This window comes from Rhizobium sp. NZLR1b, from assembly GCF_019685155.1.
GTDB lineage: Bacteria > Pseudomonadota > Alphaproteobacteria > Rhizobiales > Rhizobiaceae > Rhizobium.
In genome coordinates this window covers 143,623-160,961 of the sequence record NZ_JABDWC010000015.1, presented here as the reverse complement: position 1 = coordinate 160,961, position 17,339 = coordinate 143,623, and the positions used below count along the sequence as shown (strand labels likewise).

The 17,339-nt window shown below is 60.2% G+C and carries 22 protein-coding genes; 11 read left to right on the top strand and 11 right to left on the bottom strand.

Annotation, left to right across the window (positions count from 1 at the left end; genetic code table 11):
• Positions 1-108 precede the first annotated feature (108 nt).
• A complete protein-coding gene (locus tag HJB84_RS21185) occupies positions 109-1,566 on the bottom strand; it encodes a HAMP domain-containing sensor histidine kinase (RefSeq protein ID WP_221116789.1) in 1,458 nt (485 codons plus the stop codon).
• Entirely contained in the window at positions 1,566-2,237 is a 672-nt protein-coding gene (locus HJB84_RS21180) for a response regulator transcription factor (RefSeq protein ID WP_207580883.1), read from the bottom strand. Before HJB84_RS21180 ends, HJB84_RS21185 begins: the two co-directional genes overlap by 1 nt.
• A gap of 139 nt (positions 2,238-2,376) precedes the next feature.
• Here HJB84_RS21180 and HJB84_RS21175 point away from each other — a divergent pair, with 139 nt between their 5' ends.
• Positions 2,377-2,523 (top strand): hypothetical protein, encoded by a 147-nt coding sequence (locus tag HJB84_RS21175; protein ID WP_207580884.1) that lies wholly within the window; start codon positions 2,377-2,379, stop codon positions 2,521-2,523.
• Positions 2,524-2,543: 20 nt separating this feature from the next.
• On the opposite strand, the gene HJB84_RS21170 is transcribed toward HJB84_RS21175, so the two are convergent.
• Positions 2,544-3,077 (bottom strand): NADPH-dependent FMN reductase, encoded by a 534-nt coding sequence (locus HJB84_RS21170; RefSeq protein ID WP_207580885.1) that lies wholly within the window; start codon positions 3,075-3,077, stop codon positions 2,544-2,546.
• A gap of 203 nt (positions 3,078-3,280) precedes the next feature.
• On the opposite strand from HJB84_RS21170, the gene HJB84_RS21165 reads away from it, so the two are divergent.
• From HJB84_RS21165 to HJB84_RS21155, 3 genes are all read left to right on the top strand, one after another.
• A complete protein-coding gene (locus HJB84_RS21165; RefSeq protein ID WP_207580886.1) occupies positions 3,281-4,282 on the top strand; it encodes an ATP-binding cassette domain-containing protein in 1,002 nt (333 codons plus the stop codon).
• Positions 4,283-4,419: 137 nt separating this feature from the next.
• Positions 4,420-5,220, top strand: a complete 801-nt coding sequence (locus HJB84_RS21160) for an ABC-2 family transporter protein (RefSeq protein ID WP_221116788.1) — start codon at positions 4,420-4,422, stop codon at positions 5,218-5,220.
• 2 nt (positions 5,221-5,222) lie between these two features.
• Positions 5,223-6,026, top strand: coding sequence for an ABC transporter permease (locus HJB84_RS21155; RefSeq protein WP_221116787.1), 804 nt, complete (start codon positions 5,223-5,225; stop codon positions 6,024-6,026).
• Positions 6,027-6,038: 12 nt separating this feature from the next.
• Here HJB84_RS21155 and HJB84_RS21150 read toward each other — a convergent pair whose 3' ends face one another.
• Positions 6,039-6,560 carry a helix-turn-helix domain-containing protein gene (locus HJB84_RS21150; protein ID WP_221116786.1) on the bottom strand — a complete coding sequence of 174 codons (522 nt, stop codon included), beginning with the start codon at positions 6,558-6,560 and terminating at the stop codon, positions 6,039-6,041.
• A 90-nt stretch (positions 6,561-6,650) separates the two neighbouring features.
• Here HJB84_RS21150 and HJB84_RS21145 point away from each other — a divergent pair, with 90 nt between their 5' ends.
• Positions 6,651-7,292 carry a dihydrofolate reductase family protein gene (locus HJB84_RS21145; protein ID WP_221116785.1) on the top strand — a complete coding sequence of 214 codons (642 nt, stop codon included), beginning with the start codon at positions 6,651-6,653 and terminating at the stop codon, positions 7,290-7,292.
• A gap of 29 nt (positions 7,293-7,321) precedes the next feature.
• On the opposite strand, the gene HJB84_RS21140 is transcribed toward HJB84_RS21145, so the two are convergent.
• Together HJB84_RS21140 and HJB84_RS21135 are read right to left on the bottom strand one after the other, a co-directional pair.
• The gene (locus HJB84_RS21140) at positions 7,322-7,621 is read right to left on the bottom strand and encodes an AzlD family protein (RefSeq protein WP_221116784.1); all 300 of its coding nucleotides are present in this window, start codon (positions 7,619-7,621) and stop codon (positions 7,322-7,324) included.
• A complete protein-coding gene (locus tag HJB84_RS21135) occupies positions 7,614-8,309 on the bottom strand; it encodes an AzlC family ABC transporter permease (RefSeq protein ID WP_207580892.1) in 696 nt (231 codons plus the stop codon). The genes HJB84_RS21140 and HJB84_RS21135 overlap by 8 nt, the downstream gene beginning before the upstream one ends.
• Before the next feature lie 189 nt (positions 8,310-8,498).
• On the opposite strand from HJB84_RS21135, the gene HJB84_RS21130 reads away from it, so the two are divergent.
• Positions 8,499-8,957, top strand: coding sequence for an Lrp/AsnC family transcriptional regulator (locus HJB84_RS21130; protein ID WP_207580893.1), 459 nt, complete (start codon positions 8,499-8,501; stop codon positions 8,955-8,957).
• A 301-nt stretch (positions 8,958-9,258) separates the two neighbouring features.
• The gene (locus tag HJB84_RS21125; RefSeq protein ID WP_207580894.1) at positions 9,259-9,462 is read left to right on the top strand and encodes a hypothetical protein; all 204 of its coding nucleotides are present in this window, start codon (positions 9,259-9,261) and stop codon (positions 9,460-9,462) included.
• Between the two features lie 26 nt (positions 9,463-9,488).
• On the opposite strand, the gene HJB84_RS21120 is transcribed toward HJB84_RS21125, so the two are convergent.
• Positions 9,489-10,364 carry a helix-turn-helix domain-containing GNAT family N-acetyltransferase gene (locus tag HJB84_RS21120; RefSeq protein ID WP_207580895.1) on the bottom strand — a complete coding sequence of 292 codons (876 nt, stop codon included), beginning with the start codon at positions 10,362-10,364 and terminating at the stop codon, positions 9,489-9,491.
• 141 nt (positions 10,365-10,505) lie between these two features.
• On the opposite strand from HJB84_RS21120, the gene HJB84_RS21115 reads away from it, so the two are divergent.
• Positions 10,506-11,318: a hypothetical protein gene (locus HJB84_RS21115; protein WP_221116783.1), complete on the top strand. Its 813-nt coding sequence runs from the start codon at positions 10,506-10,508 to the stop codon at positions 11,316-11,318.
• 77 nt (positions 11,319-11,395) lie between these two features.
• On the top strand, positions 11,396-11,968 hold the full coding sequence (locus HJB84_RS21110) for an AAA family ATPase (protein WP_221116782.1): 573 nt from the start codon (positions 11,396-11,398) through the stop codon (positions 11,966-11,968).
• Between the two features lie 74 nt (positions 11,969-12,042).
• Here HJB84_RS21110 and HJB84_RS21105 read toward each other — a convergent pair whose 3' ends face one another.
• Positions 12,043-12,195 carry a hypothetical protein gene (locus tag HJB84_RS21105; RefSeq protein WP_221116781.1) on the bottom strand — a complete coding sequence of 51 codons (153 nt, stop codon included), beginning with the start codon at positions 12,193-12,195 and terminating at the stop codon, positions 12,043-12,045.
• A 248-nt stretch (positions 12,196-12,443) separates the two neighbouring features.
• Here HJB84_RS21105 and HJB84_RS21100 point away from each other — a divergent pair, with 248 nt between their 5' ends.
• Positions 12,444-13,904: a YwqG family protein gene (locus tag HJB84_RS21100; protein WP_259671135.1), complete on the top strand. Its 1,461-nt coding sequence runs from the start codon at positions 12,444-12,446 to the stop codon at positions 13,902-13,904.
• A 37-nt stretch (positions 13,905-13,941) separates the two neighbouring features.
• On the opposite strand, the gene HJB84_RS21095 is transcribed toward HJB84_RS21100, so the two are convergent.
• On the bottom strand, positions 13,942-14,238 hold the full coding sequence (locus HJB84_RS21095; protein WP_221116780.1) for a hypothetical protein: 297 nt from the start codon (positions 14,236-14,238) through the stop codon (positions 13,942-13,944).
• A 206-nt stretch (positions 14,239-14,444) separates the two neighbouring features.
• Positions 14,445-14,912 carry an Lrp/AsnC family transcriptional regulator gene (locus tag HJB84_RS21090; RefSeq protein ID WP_221116779.1) on the bottom strand — a complete coding sequence of 156 codons (468 nt, stop codon included), beginning with the start codon at positions 14,910-14,912 and terminating at the stop codon, positions 14,445-14,447.
• Between the two features lie 124 nt (positions 14,913-15,036).
• Here HJB84_RS21090 and HJB84_RS21085 point away from each other — a divergent pair, with 124 nt between their 5' ends.
• Complete coding sequence (locus HJB84_RS21085) at positions 15,037-16,251, top strand: argininosuccinate synthase (protein ID WP_221116778.1); 1,215 nt, start codon at positions 15,037-15,039, stop codon at positions 16,249-16,251.
• Between the two features lie 429 nt (positions 16,252-16,680).
• On the opposite strand, the gene HJB84_RS21080 is transcribed toward HJB84_RS21085, so the two are convergent.
• The gene (locus HJB84_RS21080; protein ID WP_221116777.1) at positions 16,681-17,271 is read right to left on the bottom strand and encodes a TetR/AcrR family transcriptional regulator; all 591 of its coding nucleotides are present in this window, start codon (positions 17,269-17,271) and stop codon (positions 16,681-16,683) included.
• Positions 17,272-17,339: the final 68 nt, after the last annotated feature.

Sequence of the window (17,339 nt, the reverse complement as noted above, 5' to 3'; positions counted from 1 at the left end):
GCAAATCATCACTGAAAGCTCGGGTCATTTTACCTCCGACCAAATCACCAGTCGGAGCGATGGAATCAGAGTTTAGCCTTTAAGGAAACCCTCAACCTGATTCCGCGTTCAACGGACGCGCTCTAGTCTCAGGCGAAAGTGGCGGTCGAGAATTGCCGCAACATTACAGGTCGCTTCCGGCGGGCGGTTGCGGCTCAAGCCAGCCTGACCTACATATGCGAGTTCGATCATCACTCGTGTCCCGGCTGCACTGCTCTCGATGCTGACCGCGCCGCCATGGTTTCCGGCGACCTGCTTGACGAGGCTGAGGCCGAGACCGGCGCCCTTGCTTCTTGGAGTGACGCGATAGAAGGGCTCGAACACCAGTTCGCGATGTTCGGCCGGAATGCCTGGCCCCTCGTCGGCGACGCTGATCCTGCCGCCGCCGGAAGCCGAGCGCGATACCGCGACCGTGATCATGCCCCCATTGCCGCCGTGGTCGATGGCATTGCGCACCAGGTTGCTGACCGCCCGCGGTAAGGCGGAAGGGCTGCCGCGGCGTTCAAGGCTCTCCACCTCGCTTTGAAAGCAGATCTGGTAGCCGCCCGCGATTGCCAGTGGCGCGAGGTCGGCAACCACAGTGCGGGCGATGCCGACGAGATCGACCGTTTCGTCAAGATCGGCCGCCTGGTCGTTTCGCTCGAAATCGAGCAGCTGTTCGGCCGCCTCGGCCAGCCGCGCCACGTCGTCGAGCAGCCGCTGCCGCTCGCGGCCATCGGGCATGCCGTCGATACGCGTCTGCGTGATGGCGATCGGCGTCCGCAGCTCATGCGCCGCATCGATCAGGAAGCGCTGGCGTTTGCGGAATTCATTCTCCAGCCGCTCCAGCGTACTGTTGAAGGCGGTCACGAGCGGCGACACTTCCCGGGGAATGCCGCTCACGGGAAGGCGTGCGCCCTGCCGGCGCGGCTCGATTGCCGCTGCGGCACGCGCCACGTCGCTGATCCCCCTCAGCGCCCGCCCGACAATCCGGGGCACAGCAAAAAAGACCGCCGGCAGAGCGACCGCCAGCAGCGGCACATAGATCGGATAGGTCTCTGTGAGCATGGTCAGGAAGGTGGCGCTCCGGCTCGGGTTGCCGCCATACATCACCCGGAAAGGCCCGATCCCCGTCTCGACACTGTCGATCGAGGCGCTCTCGCCGGTAAAGGCGGCACCGCGTATATCGGCCTCCTTGATCAGGTGCACATAGGGGCCAAGCACCTGATAGGCCTCCGGCACGGCGCCATAGGAAACAGTCTGCCCGTCCGGCGCAGCTACGACGAACCAGAGCCTGTCGCTCTCGGCCTTGAAGGCGCTAAGGCGCGGGCTGTCGACGATGACGAGCTTGCCCTGCGTAACGCGGATCAGCGCCTCATCGAGCGCTGCGGTCAGCCTGTATTCCATGGCGACGTTCGGCGAGAGGATCATCGCCCCGTAAACGCAAAGGCCGACGATGACAGCCGCCACCACGGCGACGAAAACGATGCTGAGCTGCCAGCTGAGCCGCCACCAAAGCGACGGATTGGCGTATTGCACCTTGGCCATCATTCTTCCTTCATGAGATAGCCGACGCCGCGGATATTATGGATCGCGACACCGGCGCCGGCATCGATCAGCCGCTTGCGCAGCCGCGAAATATGCGCATCGAGCGCATTCGACTGGATTTCCTCTTCGTAATTATAAACCGCCGCCTCCAGTGTCGAGCGGAGCACGGTCTTCTCCTTCCTCCTTGCAAGGGCGGCCAGCACCAGAAGTTCGCGTCGCGGCAGGTCGAGCGGCACCGTTGCGACAGTGACGCTGAGATGCAGCGGATCGATCACCATCCGCCCGGCGGTAATCTGCAATTCGGCAAGACCCGGCGCCCGCCGCAGCACGGCCCGCAGCCGCGCCATCAGCTCTTCGACCAGGAACGGCTTGCCAAGATAGTCGTCGGCGCCCAGGTCCAGCCCTTCAACCCGTTCCTTCGGCTCGTTGCGCGCCGTCAGCACAATGATCGGCGTATCCTTCCCCGTCCGCCTCAGCTCTGGAATGAAGCTCAGCCCCTCTCCATCGGGCAGGCGCCGGTCGAGCAGGATCGCGTCGTAGAGGTTCTGCCGCGTCAGCTCGACGGCATCGGCCAGGTGCATCGTGTGGTCGGTGACGATCGCATGTTTGCCAAGCGCTGCCGACAGCGCCTCGGCCAGCTCCCGCTCGTCTTCTATCAACAATATCCGCATCGCCCGCCTGTTCTCTTGACCTTCCCTCTGTCCGCCACAAGGGTTGCGGCAGCATTGCGGAGCTTGCAAGGCAGCCGGTCATGCTGCCGCAATTGTTGAGGTCCAGTACAAAGGACATCCGCGGCATCTGGAGATCAAGATGATCCGACCTATCCTCCGTTTCCTCAAGAGGCATTTCCTCTCCGCCTTCATCCTCGCCGCGCTGCTCGCAGCCCCGCTCGTGATACTGCACACGCTCCAGGAAAAAACAGCGTTCGAGAGCGGCCTGCTGATGGAGATCCGATGACCGGGCGGACCTCAGGCGATTTAGCCGGCTGCCTTGCAATAGGCCGAGAAGGCCTGAAGATAGGCCTGCACCCTCAAACGGTTCTCCACCGTCGCGACAGCCCGAAACACCTCGGCCGGTTCCAGCTTCATCAAAGGAAGCCGCAGAAAGATATCGTCCGCGAAGCGGTCGGTGATGGTCGCAAGGATCGTGCGCAGACCTGCCAGCATGTCATCGCCCCGATGTGATGCGTGCAGCAGTGCAACGGGCCTGTGGACGATCTGCTCTCCTGACACCAGCCAGTCGATCGCATTCTTGAGGCCGCCGGGAATGGATCGCACATATTCCGGGCTGGCGATGATCACCCCGTCGCTCCGAGCGATCACGTCGATGAAATCCCGCACCGCCGCCGGCAGGGATTCCCCCTCGAGATCAGGCGAGAATACCGGCAGGTATCCCACGCCATCGAAGATCGCAATCTCGATCTCACTTGGTGCGACGACGCTGATGGCCCGCAGCATGGCCGTATTGGTGGAATCGCGCCGAGCGCTGCCGGATATTGCGAGAATCTTCATGACCCCAACAGCGATCGATTGATCACCGCTGTCAACGCAAAAGGCTGCGGCGCCGCGCGTCTTTTCGGATGCGCGAAGGATGCCGCAGCACTTTGAATTGGGCGATTGAGTGACAGCCAAAAGCGACTTTTGCTTGCACTGGCCGAGCCCGGCGTTAGCCTGGGTTCCAATCCTCACAGCTGCCGAGTCGGCGGGAAATACATATGACGGCTTTGATCGAAGCCCGGGGCGTCAGCAAACGCTTCCGGCAGCACAAGAGATTTCCGGGCTTTCTGGGCGCGCTAAAGACGCTGGTGACGAGCGAATATACAGAGGTTCTGGCCGTTTCCGACATCGATTTCGACGTCGCGGCCGGCGAAGCTGTGGGGTATCTCGGCCCCAATGGCGCCGGCAAATCCACCATGATCAAGATGATGACCGGCATCCTGGTACCGAGCGCCGGCACGCTTACCGTGCTTGGCCGCACACCGCATCTCAAGCGAATGGACAATGCGCGCGAGATCGGCGTTGTCTTCGGCCAGCGCAGTCAGCTGTGGTGGGACCTGCCGCTGGTCGACAGTTTCACCTTGCACCAGCGCATCTACGATATATCAGCCGCCCGCTATGCCGATAACCTCCGGCGCTTCAGCGAGCTGCTCGACCTCACGCCCTTTCTCGACCGCGCGGTGCGCCAGCTCAGCCTCGGCCAGCGCATGCGCGCCGAGATCGTCATGTCGCTGCTGCACGATCCGAAGATCCTCTTTCTGGACGAACCGACCATCGGGCTCGACGTGGTCGCCAAGGATGCGGTGCGGCGCTTTCTTGCGGAGATCAACCGCGAGCGCGGCGTCACCATCATCCTCACCACCCATGACCTGCAGGACATCGAAACCATCTGCCCGCGGCTGATCATGGTCGATCACTCGAGGCTGATCTTCGACGGCGAATTGAGGAGCCTGCGCGGGGCATTGGGCTCGGCCCGGCGACTGACACTCGAATTTGCCAGCGATCCGGGACCTTTGCCGCTCAAAACGGCGTCGCTGGTCAGCGACGAGGGCCTGCGCAAGAATTATCTGATCGAGCGCGAAGACATATCGCTGGTCAAAATCCTTTCGGAGGTGGGAAGCGAGCGCGACCTCAAGGATGTGGCGCTGCACGAGCCCGACATCGAAGAGGTCATCCGCACCTTCTACCAGGGCCGCGACGCCCGGGCGCGAGCATCATGAGCGCTTATTTCGCCTTCACCCGCAGTGCCCGGGCACGGACACCATGAGCGCCTATCTCGCCTTCACCCGCAACGCCCGGGCGCGGACACCATGAGCGCATATCTCGCCTTCACCCGAAACGCCCGGGCGCGGGCACCATGAGCGCTTATTTCGCCTTCACCCGAAGCGCCTTCCACGCGCAGCTTGCCTATCGCAACGAGGTCTGGGCCAACATCTTCGGCAAACTGGTGCAGGTCGTCGCGCGGGTCGCCATCTGGCTGGCCGTTTATGCCGGCGTCGGTGCAACCGTGGTCGACGGCGTCTCGCTGCAGCAGATGGTGACCTATGCGCTGCTCGGCGGCGCAGTGATGGGCGCCACCCGGCCTGAGAGGATCATCGGCGAGATCGGCCGGTCGCTCAAGACCGGTGATATCGCTGTCTGGTTGCTCAAGCCGCTGTCCTATCCGCTCTATCTGTTCGCCAATGAATCCGGCAGCTTTTTCTATCGCCTGGCTACGCAGGTCATCCCGACCGTCGCCTTCACCGCATTGTTTTACGGCATGCTGCCGCCGGCAAGCCTGTTTGATGGCCTGATGTTCATTGCCTTCTGGGCGCTGTCCTTCGTGCTCGTATTTTTGATGTCGGCGGTCTTCGGGCTCGTCGCCTTCTGGCTGATGACGAGTTTCTCGCTGGACTGGATCCTCGGCGCCTTGCTGCATCTCTTCTCGGGCCTGCTGGTGCCCTTCTGGTTTTTCCCCGAACCGCTGGCGACGATTGCCCGCCACCTGCCCTTCGCCTGGGTCGTCTATTATCCGAATGCCGTCTATCTCGGCAGGCTTTCGGCTGCCGACACCTGGTTTCATCTCGGCCTTGGTCTCGGCTGGGCCGGAATGTTCCTCTTGGGCGTCCTCTGGCTGTGGCGCTCAGCCTCCCGCCGCATCACCGTGCAAGGAGGCTGATCGTGCTCATTCATTACCTCCGCGTCATTCCGCTGCTGGTGCGGATGCATGTCCGCTCAAAGATGGAATATCGCGGCGCTTTCTGGCTCGATCGTTTCGCGCAGATCCTGTCCTATGGCAGCGTCTTCGCCACCATTGGCATCCTGCTCGCCCGCTTTCACACGCTGGGCGGCTGGACCTTGCCGGAGCTGGCGCTGTTGTTCAGCTTCCAGCTGCTCGCCTATTCTCTCGGCGCCGCGATGAGCTTCGTGCAATTGCGCGACCTTGAAGAACTGGTGCGACTCGGCACTTACGATACGCTGCTGGTCAAGCCATTCAGCCCCTGGGCCTATCTGGTCTTTTCCGGCCTCAATATCGGCTATGCCGGCCATGTCATCCTCGCGGCGGCGCTGATGGGCTGGGCCATTCTGTCGGTCGACTTCACCTGGTCGGTTTGGTCCGTGTCGTTCCTCATTGCCACGCTCATCAGCGCGACGCTTTTGACCGGTGCGCTGATCACCATGATCGGCGCGACGGCGCTGATGTGGGTGCGGTCCAACCATTTGTTTTCGATCTTCTTCGGCTTTTGGGAACTGACCCGTTACCCCCTTAACATCTTTCCCGGCGGCATCCAGATCACCCTCATCACCGCGGTTCCGTTGGCCCTGACCAGTTCGGTCCCGGTCGGCGCCCTGCTCGGCAAATCTATCCCGCTCCTTGGGGACTGGGCCGGGCCAGTGGCGCTCGCCGCCGGCCCCGTTTGGGTGTTGATATCGATCGCTCACTGGCGATACGCCACCGGCAAATACCAGGGCGCCGGCGGTTGACCTTTCTCGAAATCAGGAGACCGGCGCCGACGATTTTGCGCGGACCTCGAGGAACGCCGCCGTCAGCTTCGCCAGCACCGCCGAAGTGCACGTGCCGTTGGCTCCACCGATCGGATCGACGATATGGATCTGCCGGAGATCCTCCATGAATTCGTCCCAGAGCGGCGGCCCGCCTTCTTCGAGAAGCTGCGCGCGGATGCTCAGTTCCTCGCTGACAGGCAGATGGCGCCGCCCCCAGGCGCCGATCATGACGAAGACGGGAACAAGCTGGATGGCCGGCTCCTCGAGGCTGTAGATTGCTTTCTGGCTGTGGCTCGGATCGTCCCGCTTGCTGATAAACCCGAGCGAGAGCAGGCGCTTCAGCCTGGCTGCTAGAATGTTGGAGGCGATCCCCTCCTCCGAATGGGTCAGCAGATCGCGGAAATGGCGGCGGTTGCCAAACATGATGTCCCGGATGATGATGAGGGTCCACCTGTCGCCCAGCACTTCCATCGTCAGGTTGATCGGGCAGCCCGAGCGCAGTTCGATATCCACCAGGCATCTCCTTCAAAAAACTGGTTGCATTATAGGATCACTTATGCGACAAAACAACCAGTTTTAATTTGCAATCAGATGGAGGAAACCATGTCCAAGGTTCGTGTCGCAGCATTTTCCCTTTCCGTGGATGGTTTCGGCGCCGGGCCGGAGCAAAGCATGCAAGATCCACTCGGCAAGCGCGGAACTGAGATGTTTCAATGGTTTCTCCATACCCGCACGTTTCGCGCGATGCAGGGAAAGGACGACGGCTCGCAAGGAATTGACGAGGATTATGCCGCCCGTGGCATGGCCAATTTCGGCGCCTTCATCCTCGGCCGCAACATGTTCGGCCCCATCCGCGGCGATTGGCCTGATAAGGCCTGGAAGGGCTGGTGGGGGCCAAACCCGCCCTACCATGCGCCAACCTTCATCCTGACGCACTATCCCCGCGAACCCCTCGTCATGGAGGGCGGCACGACCTTTCACTTCGTCACCGGCGGCATCGAGGACGCCCTTGAAAAGGCGAAGGCCGCGGCCGGCGGCAAGGATGTGAAGATCGGCGGCGGGGTCAGCACCGTGCGCCAATATCTTCAGGCCGGCCTGATCGATGAATTGCATTTCGCCCTCTCGCCCGTCGTGCTCGGCAAGGGCGAAGCAATGTTCACCGGCATCGACCTGCCCGCTCTCGGCTTCCGCGTCGCCGAGCATGTCGCCACCGAACACGCCACGCACATCGTGCTCGCAAAATAAACGAGCCGCCGATCGGAATCGGCATTCGTTCACACCAGCGCGTGCCGCAGGATGCCTGCGGCGGCAATGGCGATGATGACGGTCGGCAGCACGGGCAGCCGGGCTGCCGCCAGCATCGTCACCGCAAGAGCAATCAGATCCGCCGGCCGGCCGGTGACGAAGTCGGGTGCGATGACAGTGATCAATACGCAGCCCGGAGCACTCTCCATGACGATGCGCAGGCGCGGGCCGAGCGCGCGGTTGCGCAGGAAGAGATAGCCGCCGATGCGGGTGAGATAGGTGAGCGTCGCCATCAGCACGATCGCGGTGAGGTAAAGCGGATCAGCCATCGGCGCGCGCCATCAGGAATGCCGCGGCAACGCCGGATAGCGCGCCTGCCGGAACATACCAGGCCCCCGGTAGCGCCAGGTAGGTTGCAGCCGCGAAGAACAGGCTGACGAGCCAGGGAAGTGCTGCTTTCGCGCCCTTCCACATGCCGGCGAGCATCACCAGGAACACGGCCGGAAACGCCATGTCGAAACCGTATTCGGTGACGTCGCCGAGGATCGGTCCGACCAAGACGCCGATGGTCGTGAAGATGACCCAGCAAAAATAGAGGCCGAGCGCCACGCCGAAGAAATAACCCAGGCTGAGATTGGCCCGGGCCTTCCTCGCATCCGCCAGTCCCATCGCCCAGCTCTCGTCGCACATGAAGAACAGCGCCATCAGCGCCTGTCTTTTCGACAGATGGCGAATGAAGGGGGCAAGTGCTGCTCCCATCAGCAGATGCCGGCTGTTGACGAGAAAGGTGATGGCGGCGATGAGAAGCACGTGCGGCGGCGAGGACCAAAGCTCCACAGCGGCAAACTCCGATCCGCCGCCGAAATTCAGCCCCGTCATCAGCGGCACCTCAACGGCCGTAAATCCCTTGCCGGCGGCCTGCGCGCCGAGCACCAGCGCAAACGGCACGAAGCCCAGCATGATCGGGATCGCCGCCTTCAGGCCGCGCCATGCCTCGGATCGCCCTTTTGCGGGCATGCTGATGTCTTCAGAGATGCAGTCCGTCACCTCGGTAACCCTTGTTATCGAAAGCGTGCCGCGAACAGCGGTGCGTCGCCTGAATTATTATCGCAATCCCGAGAGCGATTGGTTGCGTTCTCAAATATGTATTGCCATTTTATTGGCATCCCGTGCCAATGACTAGCCAATCACGAGCAGAGGACGCCAATGAAGCTGGATTCCATAGATCGCGCCATACTCCGCGTCCTGCAGCAGGACGGCAGAATCCAGAACACCGAACTGGCCGCCAAGGTCGGACTGTCTCCGTCACCGTGTCTGAGGCGCGTCAGGATGCTCGAAGAAGCCGGGATCATCAGACATTACGTCGCATTGCTGGACCCGGTGAAGCTCGACATGGGCTTCAGCGTATTTGTCCGCATCTGGTTGTTGGCTCAGGACGAAGAGACGACGGCGGCCTTCTGCCGTGCGGCGGAGAAGCTGCCCCAGATCGTCGAATGCCATCTGATGGCCGGCGACTGTGATTTCATCCTCCGGGTCGTGGCTCCAGATCTGGACGGCTACAGGCGCTTCCAGATGGAACACCTCGGCCGCATCGAAGGCGTCCGCAACATCAAGACGGAAATCCCGATGCAGAAGATCAAGCAGTCATGGCAGGTTCCGGTCTGACGGCCGTGAGAAAAAGAACAAGGCGCCGGCATTCTTCAATTCGCGCGCATGTCCGTCGAGATCTACGAACGCTCCGAGGACGCATTCCTCGAAACGTTCTGTCTTGAGCATGATGCCGATCGACAAGCTCAGATTGCCAGAGGATACGGGCGTCCGGCCGGGCAGGCACCAAACCGTGTCAGAGAAATAGCGGTGGTTTAGCTGGGGAATGAGCGTAGAGTGAGCGCCATCGGCCCATCGGCATCGGCACTTCCGCTTGAGAGACCATAGGTGCTCTTGCCGCTTTTCGGATGGCACGACGATGCTCCTATCGCTCATCTCACTCAATGATGATGAAATAACAATCGTCACCGATGCAGTTCGGCTATGGTGCTGCGAGAGGAAGCTCGACATCGACAGCATCGAAGGGCGCCGCGCCATCACCATTGCCGTCGATCTCATCCAGATGAACACTGACCGCGACAGGCTTTTTACCGAGCTGTCGAAGCAGTTGGACCACCAGTAGGACCCGACGGCGGTGGCTCGAGAGGCTTAAAGTCGCTTTTCAAAAAACGTGTCGGGATATGGGTCGTCATTGAACCGGTCGATCTCATGCCAGCCGGTTCCGCGATAGAGCTGTTGCGCCTCGGAAAGCGCACTGTTCGTATCCAGACGGAGGAGCTTGACGGATAGCTCGCGGGCGATGGTCTCGGCGGCAAACATGAGGCGTGTTGCGAGCCCGAGGCCACGCGCGGAGGGGGCGACCCAGAGCCTTTTGATCTCCGCGACCTCGCCACCGCTACCCTTCAACCCGACGCAGCCGATCGGCAGGCCATCGGACAAAGCCACCAGGAACGCACCGCGCGGACGGGTCATATCCTTGGCGTCGGGATCGCGGGACAGCGATACATCGAAGCCCTTCTCAAACCGGCGTGAAAGTTCGCCGTAATATTCGCTCAGGCAATAGCTGGCGTCCTCGTGCCGAGGGTCCGTCTCCTCGATCACGATCTGGTCGCGCCTCAGCGAGGAAGCAACGATGTCCATGGCGCGTAGGAGTTCTTCCGGGCGGCGATGGCGTGCCAGAAATCCCTCCGCCTGCGCATTGGAAAGCGCTTCATAAGCCTGGAACTCGGACTGACCGATTTTGGTCAATCTGGCGATGCGGCGACGCGCGTCCTGAGGGTTCGGCACCGTCTCGATGAGCCCCTCCTCTTCCAGACTGCGCAGCAGACGGCTCATCAAGCCCGAGTCCAGACCGAGGTAATCGCGGATCACGGCAACATCCGATTGTCCCCGTCCGATCGAATTGAGCACGCGGGCAGCCCCGAGCGGACGCCCGCGCCCGAGGAAAGAGCTGTCGAGAGCGCCGACTTCGGAAGTGACGGCACGGTTGAAGCGACGGACGCGGGAGACAGGATCGCAAGCCATATTATCTGACTTAAGTCAGATAATTGATCCTGTCAATTCTGAGATCAAAAGCAGAGGTCTCGCCGGTCGGCGGTTTGCAGCCATCTTGCGGATCCCCATCCCCTCGCCTAAGGGATGGTAACGTCCCGCAAGGCCTCCCCCGTGTTCCGTTTTGCTCTCCACGTCCTGATCGTTCTCCTTCTGACGCTGCTCACGCAGATCGGCGGCATCGCCTATCTCATCGCCTTGGCCGCGTCGCGCGCCTGGGGCATCCGGCGCTTTCTGACGAAGCTCGCCATCTTCCTGTTTTGCTATGCCGGTGCGACATTTGCCGCGAGCCTCGCAGCCCCGATGGTCGGGCGGGTACCCCTCTCCTGCATATCAAGCGCCACAGACAGGCTCGTGGTCCGCTCCCCGATCTATTGCCTGCTGAACCGCAACTACGTCACCCCTCACCTGCGCGATCTGGCAAAAGCGCTTGCCGCCCACATGAACGAGGAATTTCCCGGTACCGTCACCGTCGCGCTGGATGCGAATTTCCCCTTCGTCAACGGCTTTCCGCTGCTGCCGCACCTTTCGCATGCCGACGGAAAAAAGCTCGACTTCGCCTATTATTACAAGGATGCGGACGACGCTTTCCTGGATGGCGTCACCCGCTCCCCGATCGGTTATTTCGCTTTCGAGCAGCCCGCGCCGGGCGACGAATTGCCATGCCAAGGGCGCAATGACTGGCTTACCACACGCTGGGATTTCGACGCGCTGCAGCCGTTGTTTCCGGCCTATGGCATCGAGGAGCAGCGCACATCGGCCGCGGTCGCCTGGCTGACGAGCGAAGGCGTGGCGCGCTTCGGCCTGCAGAAGATCTTCATCGAGCCGCATCTGAAGAACGCGCTTGGCATTACCGACAGCCATGTCCGCTTCCAAGGTTGCCGCGCGGCCCGCCACGACGACCATATCCATATCCAAGTTGAATGAGCGTAAGCTGCAAGGATTGAAAAGCCCTATTGCGCCACACGGACTATGTCAGACGAGAGTGGGGAGGTTTGCTCCGTATGAATATTTTCATTCTGCTGATCGGTTTTCCAGGCGTCGGGAAACTCGCGATCGCCAAAGAATTGAGCCCCCTTTTTTCCGCAAAGATTGTCGACAATCATTGGTTCAATAACCCGATACTGCGCCTCATCGATGATGACGGGACATCTCCCCTCCCAAACGGAATATGGGAATACACCGGAAGAGTTCGGCAAGCCGTCTTGGATGCGATCGTCGCCTATAGCGCTTCCTCGGCAAACTTCATCTTCACGCATGCCGGTATTGACGGCGATCAGCGTAGCATGCGCACTTTTCAACAAATTGCTGCCGCGGCTCAACAGCGCCAGGCCTTGCTGGCGCCGATCCGATTGCTATGCGACGAGGATGAGTTGGCACGCCGCATTTCTACACCCGCACGCCGCGTCCACTTAAAATCAATAGATGTAGAAGCCTCGAGAGAACGCAGCCGACGAGCTTCTGTTCTCGATCCGCGGCATCAAAATACGCTCGTCTTGGACGTAACATTCGCATCACCTGGGGAAAGTGCGGCCGCTATTCGAAATCATGTTTTGAACGTCGCAGGCAACCCCTGAAGTCGGTGCTTTGCAGCCAAGCCGCCCAGTCGATGAGGAATCTGTCGTGAATGAACGTGCGCTGCTTCAGATCCTCAGGCGCGTCCCGCCGATGCACGCTTGAGGAAGCCGCGGCTGCGGACGGGAAAGACCTCTTTCGCCGTCAGGAATTCCAATGTCAGCTCCGGATAATTAGCGTCCCGCGCGTTGTGATAGTTGACAGGGTTACCCCAAAGCTTCGGGGCCAAATCGGCGCCCGCGCTCTGGCTTCCGCAGCGTTGCGAAAGAACCTTTTGCGAGACGCGCTGGACGCGGCGGATGTGGTTGAAACGCACCGGCCGGCCAGCGGCCTAATGCCACACAGAGCGGCACGCCAACGGCTGAACAAGTTTACGATTCTTGGGCACCGTTGAGATAGCGTGCAACGCTCAGCCGGCACTGACTTGAAGGATCCACGCCCGCCGGCACTTATCTGCAAAGAGTCGGAAAAATCATAATGATCAATCGAACGGCGCCCACAGTTACAATCGAGCAGGCGGCTGCACTGATGCGCCCTCACCGCACGAAAAGCATCAGGTTGGACCGGGTTTGGCCACCGAATGAAGCTCTGGGGCTCTTGTCACAGATCGGAGGAGAACCGAATCTTCCGCCGAGCCTCGATTGGCCCACGATCGAATTCGAGGATGGGACAAAGGCATCGCTGGATTTCCTGGCGCAAATCAATCTGGAGGAACTGCCTGAAATCGAGGCTCGCGGCGCGCTTCCGAAAACGGGGGTGCTCTATTTCTTTGCCTTGGCGGAATCCAACGAGCCGCTCCAGACCTACGGTTCGGATGCCTGGCGTGTTCTCTATTACCCTGGCAACGCCGCGGATTTTCCCAGCCGCTCAGTTCCTGAGGACGCCGGGTGGAGAATCGATCATCTAGATTACGGTGAAACACCGGGAAGCAACTATCGAAATCCAGAGAGCCCGAAAGGCGAGCTTTTCCCGAGGTGCACCGTTCGCTTCACCGTGATCGATTTATGGGACATCCCACGATTTTCAGGATCAGACGATCCTCGGGTCCGGCCTTTTGAGAACGCCATTGCCATGGAGCCGGCCGATTTCGACGAGCCAAATGGCATTCCGGATGCCATCCGAAATTTTTGGACGAGGATAAATCCGTTCAAGCTCCAGGCGCCGAAGACACTTGAGACCTCTCAAAAGCAGCCTCCCCAAGCTCGCGTGGATGTCGAAATGTCCGACATCAGCGACCTGGCATATGACTGCCTTTCAATGCTGCGGAGAGAAGAGGGAGAAAACTGGTATCACTCTAAAATCCAGCTGAAATCATGGAGCCTGCCATACCGCGTGGAAGACGCGGTCATGCTTTTGAACGAAGCCAGAAATGAGTGGTGCGAAAATGCGCTGCCGCTGGATGATGTTCTTGAGCACTGGGGTGAACCCTCCGACACCTTGATGCAGGCCTACGACGGTTGGAAGAAGCAAGCGATGGCGCTGACTGGCAGCCTCACCGCATTGGGCAGAGCAACCAAGCTTTCCCCCGAACTTCGCGAAAAGGTTCTGAACGTCGTGGAAGAGGGCCGTCAACTACGAAAACAAGCGGGAGACTACGGATTGCACCCGCATCTCGAAACGGCCTTCCGCGCATCTCTGACGACCCTTCTTACCGATTTTCCCGGCATTGCTGAAATGGAACCGGAATTGGTTGCTGCCGGAAATCCCGCCAATCAGGCCGAGCTGAACGGGTACTTGTCACACCGCATGGTGGGAACCGGCGACGGGTTACAATCCGACCTCGAAGACGATGCAATTCTCCTGCTTCAACTCTGCAGCGATTCCGAGGGCCCACGCTTCCAATGGTGGGATGTTGGAGTAATCCGATTTTCGATCAATCGGGAAGCGTTGCGGACCTGCGAGTTTCATCTGGCCGAGGCTGAAATCGAGGGCCACTGACCCCTGGAGCAACAGTCTCCTGAACGGCGCTCCTTAATCACGCCTCAGCCGATCTGGAAACCGCCTTCTTGGCGCGGCCGGATCGGCAAGCGTTCCAGACCCACCGTCCCAGCCGAAACAGAGCGCGGAATGCGTAGAAGATAACAAGGATCAGCAGGGGTGCGACCGCCAGCAGAAGAGCGATCTCGGAATCCAACTCCCAGATCCCTTCGACAATAGCTTCCAATCCCGACTGAAAATCATGAAAGAATCCCCCATTGCTCGGCTTCTGCTCCCGGTCGTGCATGGCTGCTCCGTTACCCGTTTCAAGGGCACGTGGGGATGCGATGAACATGTTGCAACCGTTCGCCCAATCACCCGCCCTCGTCCTTCGAGGCTCCGGCTTTCAGCCTCCGCGCCTCAGGATGAGGGCTGACCGATGTGACCCTGTATCAGCACGGCCCTCTCTCCAGCCTCATCCTGAGGCGCCCCGCAGGGGCCTCGAAGACGGGGCTGGCCACCCGTCGGCACCCATCCGACGGGCAAGGAGCCACGCGTGACCTATCGCAACGGCAGCTCGTAGCTTCGCTTCAGCGTTTCCATCGGCACGTCGGTCTTGACGCTGAGGACGCTCGGAATGCGGGTCAGGTGGTCGGCCTGAAAACGCCAATAGCTGTGTAAATCGGTGGTGACGATGCGAAGCACGGCGTCGCACTCGCCCGTCGTCAGGTAGCACTCCATCACCTCGGGAAACCGTCTCACGGCTTCGGCGAAGCGCAGGGTGACCTCGGCATCCTGAGTTTTGAACCATACGCGGGCGAAAACCGTCAGCCCCGCCCCGACCTTTGCCGGATCCAGCACGGCGACATAGCGATCGATGATCCCGGCTTCTTCCAGCAGCCGCACGCGGCGCAGGCAGGGCGAAGGTGACAGGCCCACCTCCTTTGCCAGCTCGACATTCGAAATGCGCCCGTCGCGCTGAAGTACGCGCAGAATATGGCGATCGATCGCATCGAGCCCTGTCGGCATGTTATAGCTCCAGTTTCCATACAAATGGCAGAATATGCCAATTATTTGCAATTTTGAGGACGCTTCGCAAGCTCATTGCGCAAGACATGACCTATCGTTCCAAACATCGATGTGGAGATGACCAATGGTAGGAAAAATGAATAAAATCGTGCTCGCTTATTCCGGCGGGTTGGATACCTCGATCATCCTCAAATGGCTGCAGGAGAGCTACGGATGCGAGGTCGTCACCTTCACCGCCGATCTCGGCCAGGGCGAGGAGCTTCAGCCGGCGCGGGCAAAGGCGGAGATGCTTGGCGTGAAGGACATCCGCATTGTCGATCTACGGGAGGAATTCGCCCGCGACTTCGTCTTTCCGATGCTGCGGGCCAACGCGCTCTATGAAGGGCAGTATCTGCTCGGCAGTTCCATCGGCCGGCCACTGATTGCCAAGCATCTGGTCGCCATAGCCCGCGAGGTCGGCGCGGATGCCGTCGCCCACGGCGCGACGGGCAAGGGTAACGACCAGATCCGCCTCGAACTCGCCGTCAATGCGCTCGATCCATCGATTAGGGTCATCGCTCCCTGGCGCCGGTGGAACTTCCGCTCCCGCATCCAGCTACTGGAATATGCCACGAAGCATCAGATTCCGGTGCCCAAGGACAAGCGCGGCGAAGCGCCCTTCTCGATCGACGCCAACCTGTTGCACACCTCGACCGAAGGCAAAATCCTCGAAGATCCGGCCGAGGTCGCGCCCGAATACATCTACCAGCGCACGGTCGACCCTATCGACGCTCCCGATACCCCCCAGACCGTCACCATCGGCTTCGAGAGCGGCGATCCGGTGTCCGTAAACGGCGAAGCGATGACGCCGGCCACCTTGCTCACCGAGCTCAACAGGATCGGAGGCCGACACGGCATCGGCCGGCTCGATCTCGTCGAAAACCGTTTCATCGGCATGAAATCGCGAGGGGTATACGAGACGCCAGGAGGAACGATCCTGCTTGCGGCCCATCGAGGCATTGAATCGATTACGCTTGATCGCGCCGCCTCCCACCTGAAGGACGAGATCATGCCCCGCTACGCCGAGCTGATCTACAACGGCTTCTGGTTCGCCCCCGAGCGGGACATGCTGCAAGCCCTGATCGACCGGAGCCAGGCCTTCGTCAGCGGCGAAGTGACGCTAAGGCTCTACAAGGGATGCGCCTCGGTCATCTCTCGCACCTCCCCTCGCTCGCTCTATTCCGCCGACCTCGTCACCTTCGAAGAGAGCTCCCTCGCTTACGACCACCACGACGCCGAAGGCTTCATCAGGCTGAACGGATTGCGGCTCCGAAGCTGGGCAGCCCGCAAGGGAACATGAGCGGTCGGCTTTGCATCCGACGGCGAATTGAAAGCTTCCAGCGCAGAACCAAATTTCAAACGATTTTAAAAATTCCACCCGAAAAGCTAATCGATTTTAATTTTATTATTAAAATTTTCTTGTTGCAGCGCAAAAAAATTTAACCACTATTTCTGTAGACGCTCAGGTTGTTCGTTGGAGAAACTCGCATGACTGTGACATTTCCGCTATCCGAGAAGCGCGACGCAGAGTTATTGCTGAAGCACTTGACGTTGCACAAACTCAGCTGTCCGGGAAACTGTGTCGTGTCGCTCAAGGCGTACGTCGCCCACGTTTCTTCCTCTCATACCACGGCACTCGGTACCGCTCGTACCGCTTGGTAATGATCGAATGTCTTGGGCTCCTTGCCGAATGTTCGTGCCTTTCGCTTTTGCTCAAGGCGTCGACCGCCTATCTCGCTGCAGGCAGCCTCATGCCGGCGAACTTCAGGATATCCTCGATCTTCGTGTCGAGATCCGCGTCGGGTTCGACCTGGCCGTCTATCATCAGCAAGGCAAGGCCGTGCGTCAACGACCAAAGAAAGAGCGCGGCAATCGGCACATCCTCAGGCGTCAGCCGTTTTTCCAGATCGTCCTTCATCTGCCGGTAAATCCGCGCCCGCGAGGCGCGGATCGCTTCATTTCCTTTGGAATAGGCCTGAAAACTCTCCCCGAACATCAGCCGATAGAGGCCCGGATTCGCGCGGGCAAAGGCGACATATGCGATGCCGCCGGCAAGCAGGTGTCGCCGGGGACCATCCAGGGCGGCATCAATGGTTTCGCTGAGTTCGGCAAAGCCTTGTTCGGCAAGTGACGCCGCGATGGCGTCAAGGCTGTTGAAATAATGGTAGGCCGCCGGAGCCGAGACCCCGGCGCGGCGACCGATTTCCCGCATGCTGAGCGCCGCCGGGCCTCCCTCCTCGATAAGCGCCCTTGCCATCGCCAGTAACGTGGGGCGCAGATTGCCGTGATGATAGCGGGTCGCTGTTTTATCCCTAGTCATGTCTTGATCTAATCTTTACATCGTTAAAATCGTGTTTTAACCTGCCCGCGATGACAAGGGTCAGCTAC

Coding starts and splice junctions, on each gene's coding strand:
- HJB84_RS21175 (WP_207580884.1), top strand. CDS start 2,377: ATGATCCGACCTATCCTCCGTTTCCTCAAGAGGCATTTCCTCTCCGCC.
- HJB84_RS21125 (WP_207580894.1), top strand. CDS start 9,259: ATGCTCCTATCGCTCATCTCACTCAATGATGATGAAATAACAATCGTC.
- HJB84_RS21160 (WP_221116788.1), top strand. CDS start 4,420: ATGAGCGCTTATTTCGCCTTCACCCGAAGCGCCTTCCACGCGCAGCTT.
- HJB84_RS21165 (WP_207580886.1), top strand. CDS start 3,281: ATGACGGCTTTGATCGAAGCCCGGGGCGTCAGCAAACGCTTCCGGCAG.
- HJB84_RS21140 (WP_221116784.1), bottom strand. CDS start 7,621: ATGGCTGATCCGCTTTACCTCACCGCGATCGTGCTGATGGCGACGCTC.
- HJB84_RS21135 (WP_207580892.1), bottom strand. CDS start 8,309: ATGCCCGCAAAAGGGCGATCCGAGGCATGGCGCGGCCTGAAGGCGGCG.
- HJB84_RS21120 (WP_207580895.1), bottom strand. CDS start 10,364: ATGGCTTGCGATCCTGTCTCCCGCGTCCGTCGCTTCAACCGTGCCGTC.
- HJB84_RS21185 (WP_221116789.1), bottom strand. CDS start 1,566: ATGGCCAAGGTGCAATACGCCAATCCGTCGCTTTGGTGGCGGCTCAGC.
- HJB84_RS21100 (WP_259671135.1), top strand. CDS start 12,444: ATGATCAATCGAACGGCGCCCACAGTTACAATCGAGCAGGCGGCTGCA.
- HJB84_RS21085 (WP_221116778.1), top strand. CDS start 15,037: ATGGTAGGAAAAATGAATAAAATCGTGCTCGCTTATTCCGGCGGGTTG.
- HJB84_RS21110 (WP_221116782.1), top strand. CDS start 11,396: ATGAATATTTTCATTCTGCTGATCGGTTTTCCAGGCGTCGGGAAACTC.
- HJB84_RS21090 (WP_221116779.1), bottom strand. CDS start 14,912: ATGCCGACAGGGCTCGATGCGATCGATCGCCATATTCTGCGCGTACTT.
- HJB84_RS21180 (WP_207580883.1), bottom strand. CDS start 2,237: ATGCGGATATTGTTGATAGAAGACGAGCGGGAGCTGGCCGAGGCGCTG.
- HJB84_RS21095 (WP_221116780.1), bottom strand. CDS start 14,238: ATGTTCATCGCATCCCCACGTGCCCTTGAAACGGGTAACGGAGCAGCC.
- HJB84_RS21145 (WP_221116785.1), top strand. CDS start 6,651: ATGTCCAAGGTTCGTGTCGCAGCATTTTCCCTTTCCGTGGATGGTTTC.
- HJB84_RS21170 (WP_207580885.1), bottom strand. CDS start 3,077: ATGAAGATTCTCGCAATATCCGGCAGCGCTCGGCGCGATTCCACCAAT.
- HJB84_RS21130 (WP_207580893.1), top strand. CDS start 8,499: ATGAAGCTGGATTCCATAGATCGCGCCATACTCCGCGTCCTGCAGCAG.
- HJB84_RS21080 (WP_221116777.1), bottom strand. CDS start 17,271: ATGACTAGGGATAAAACAGCGACCCGCTATCATCACGGCAATCTGCGC.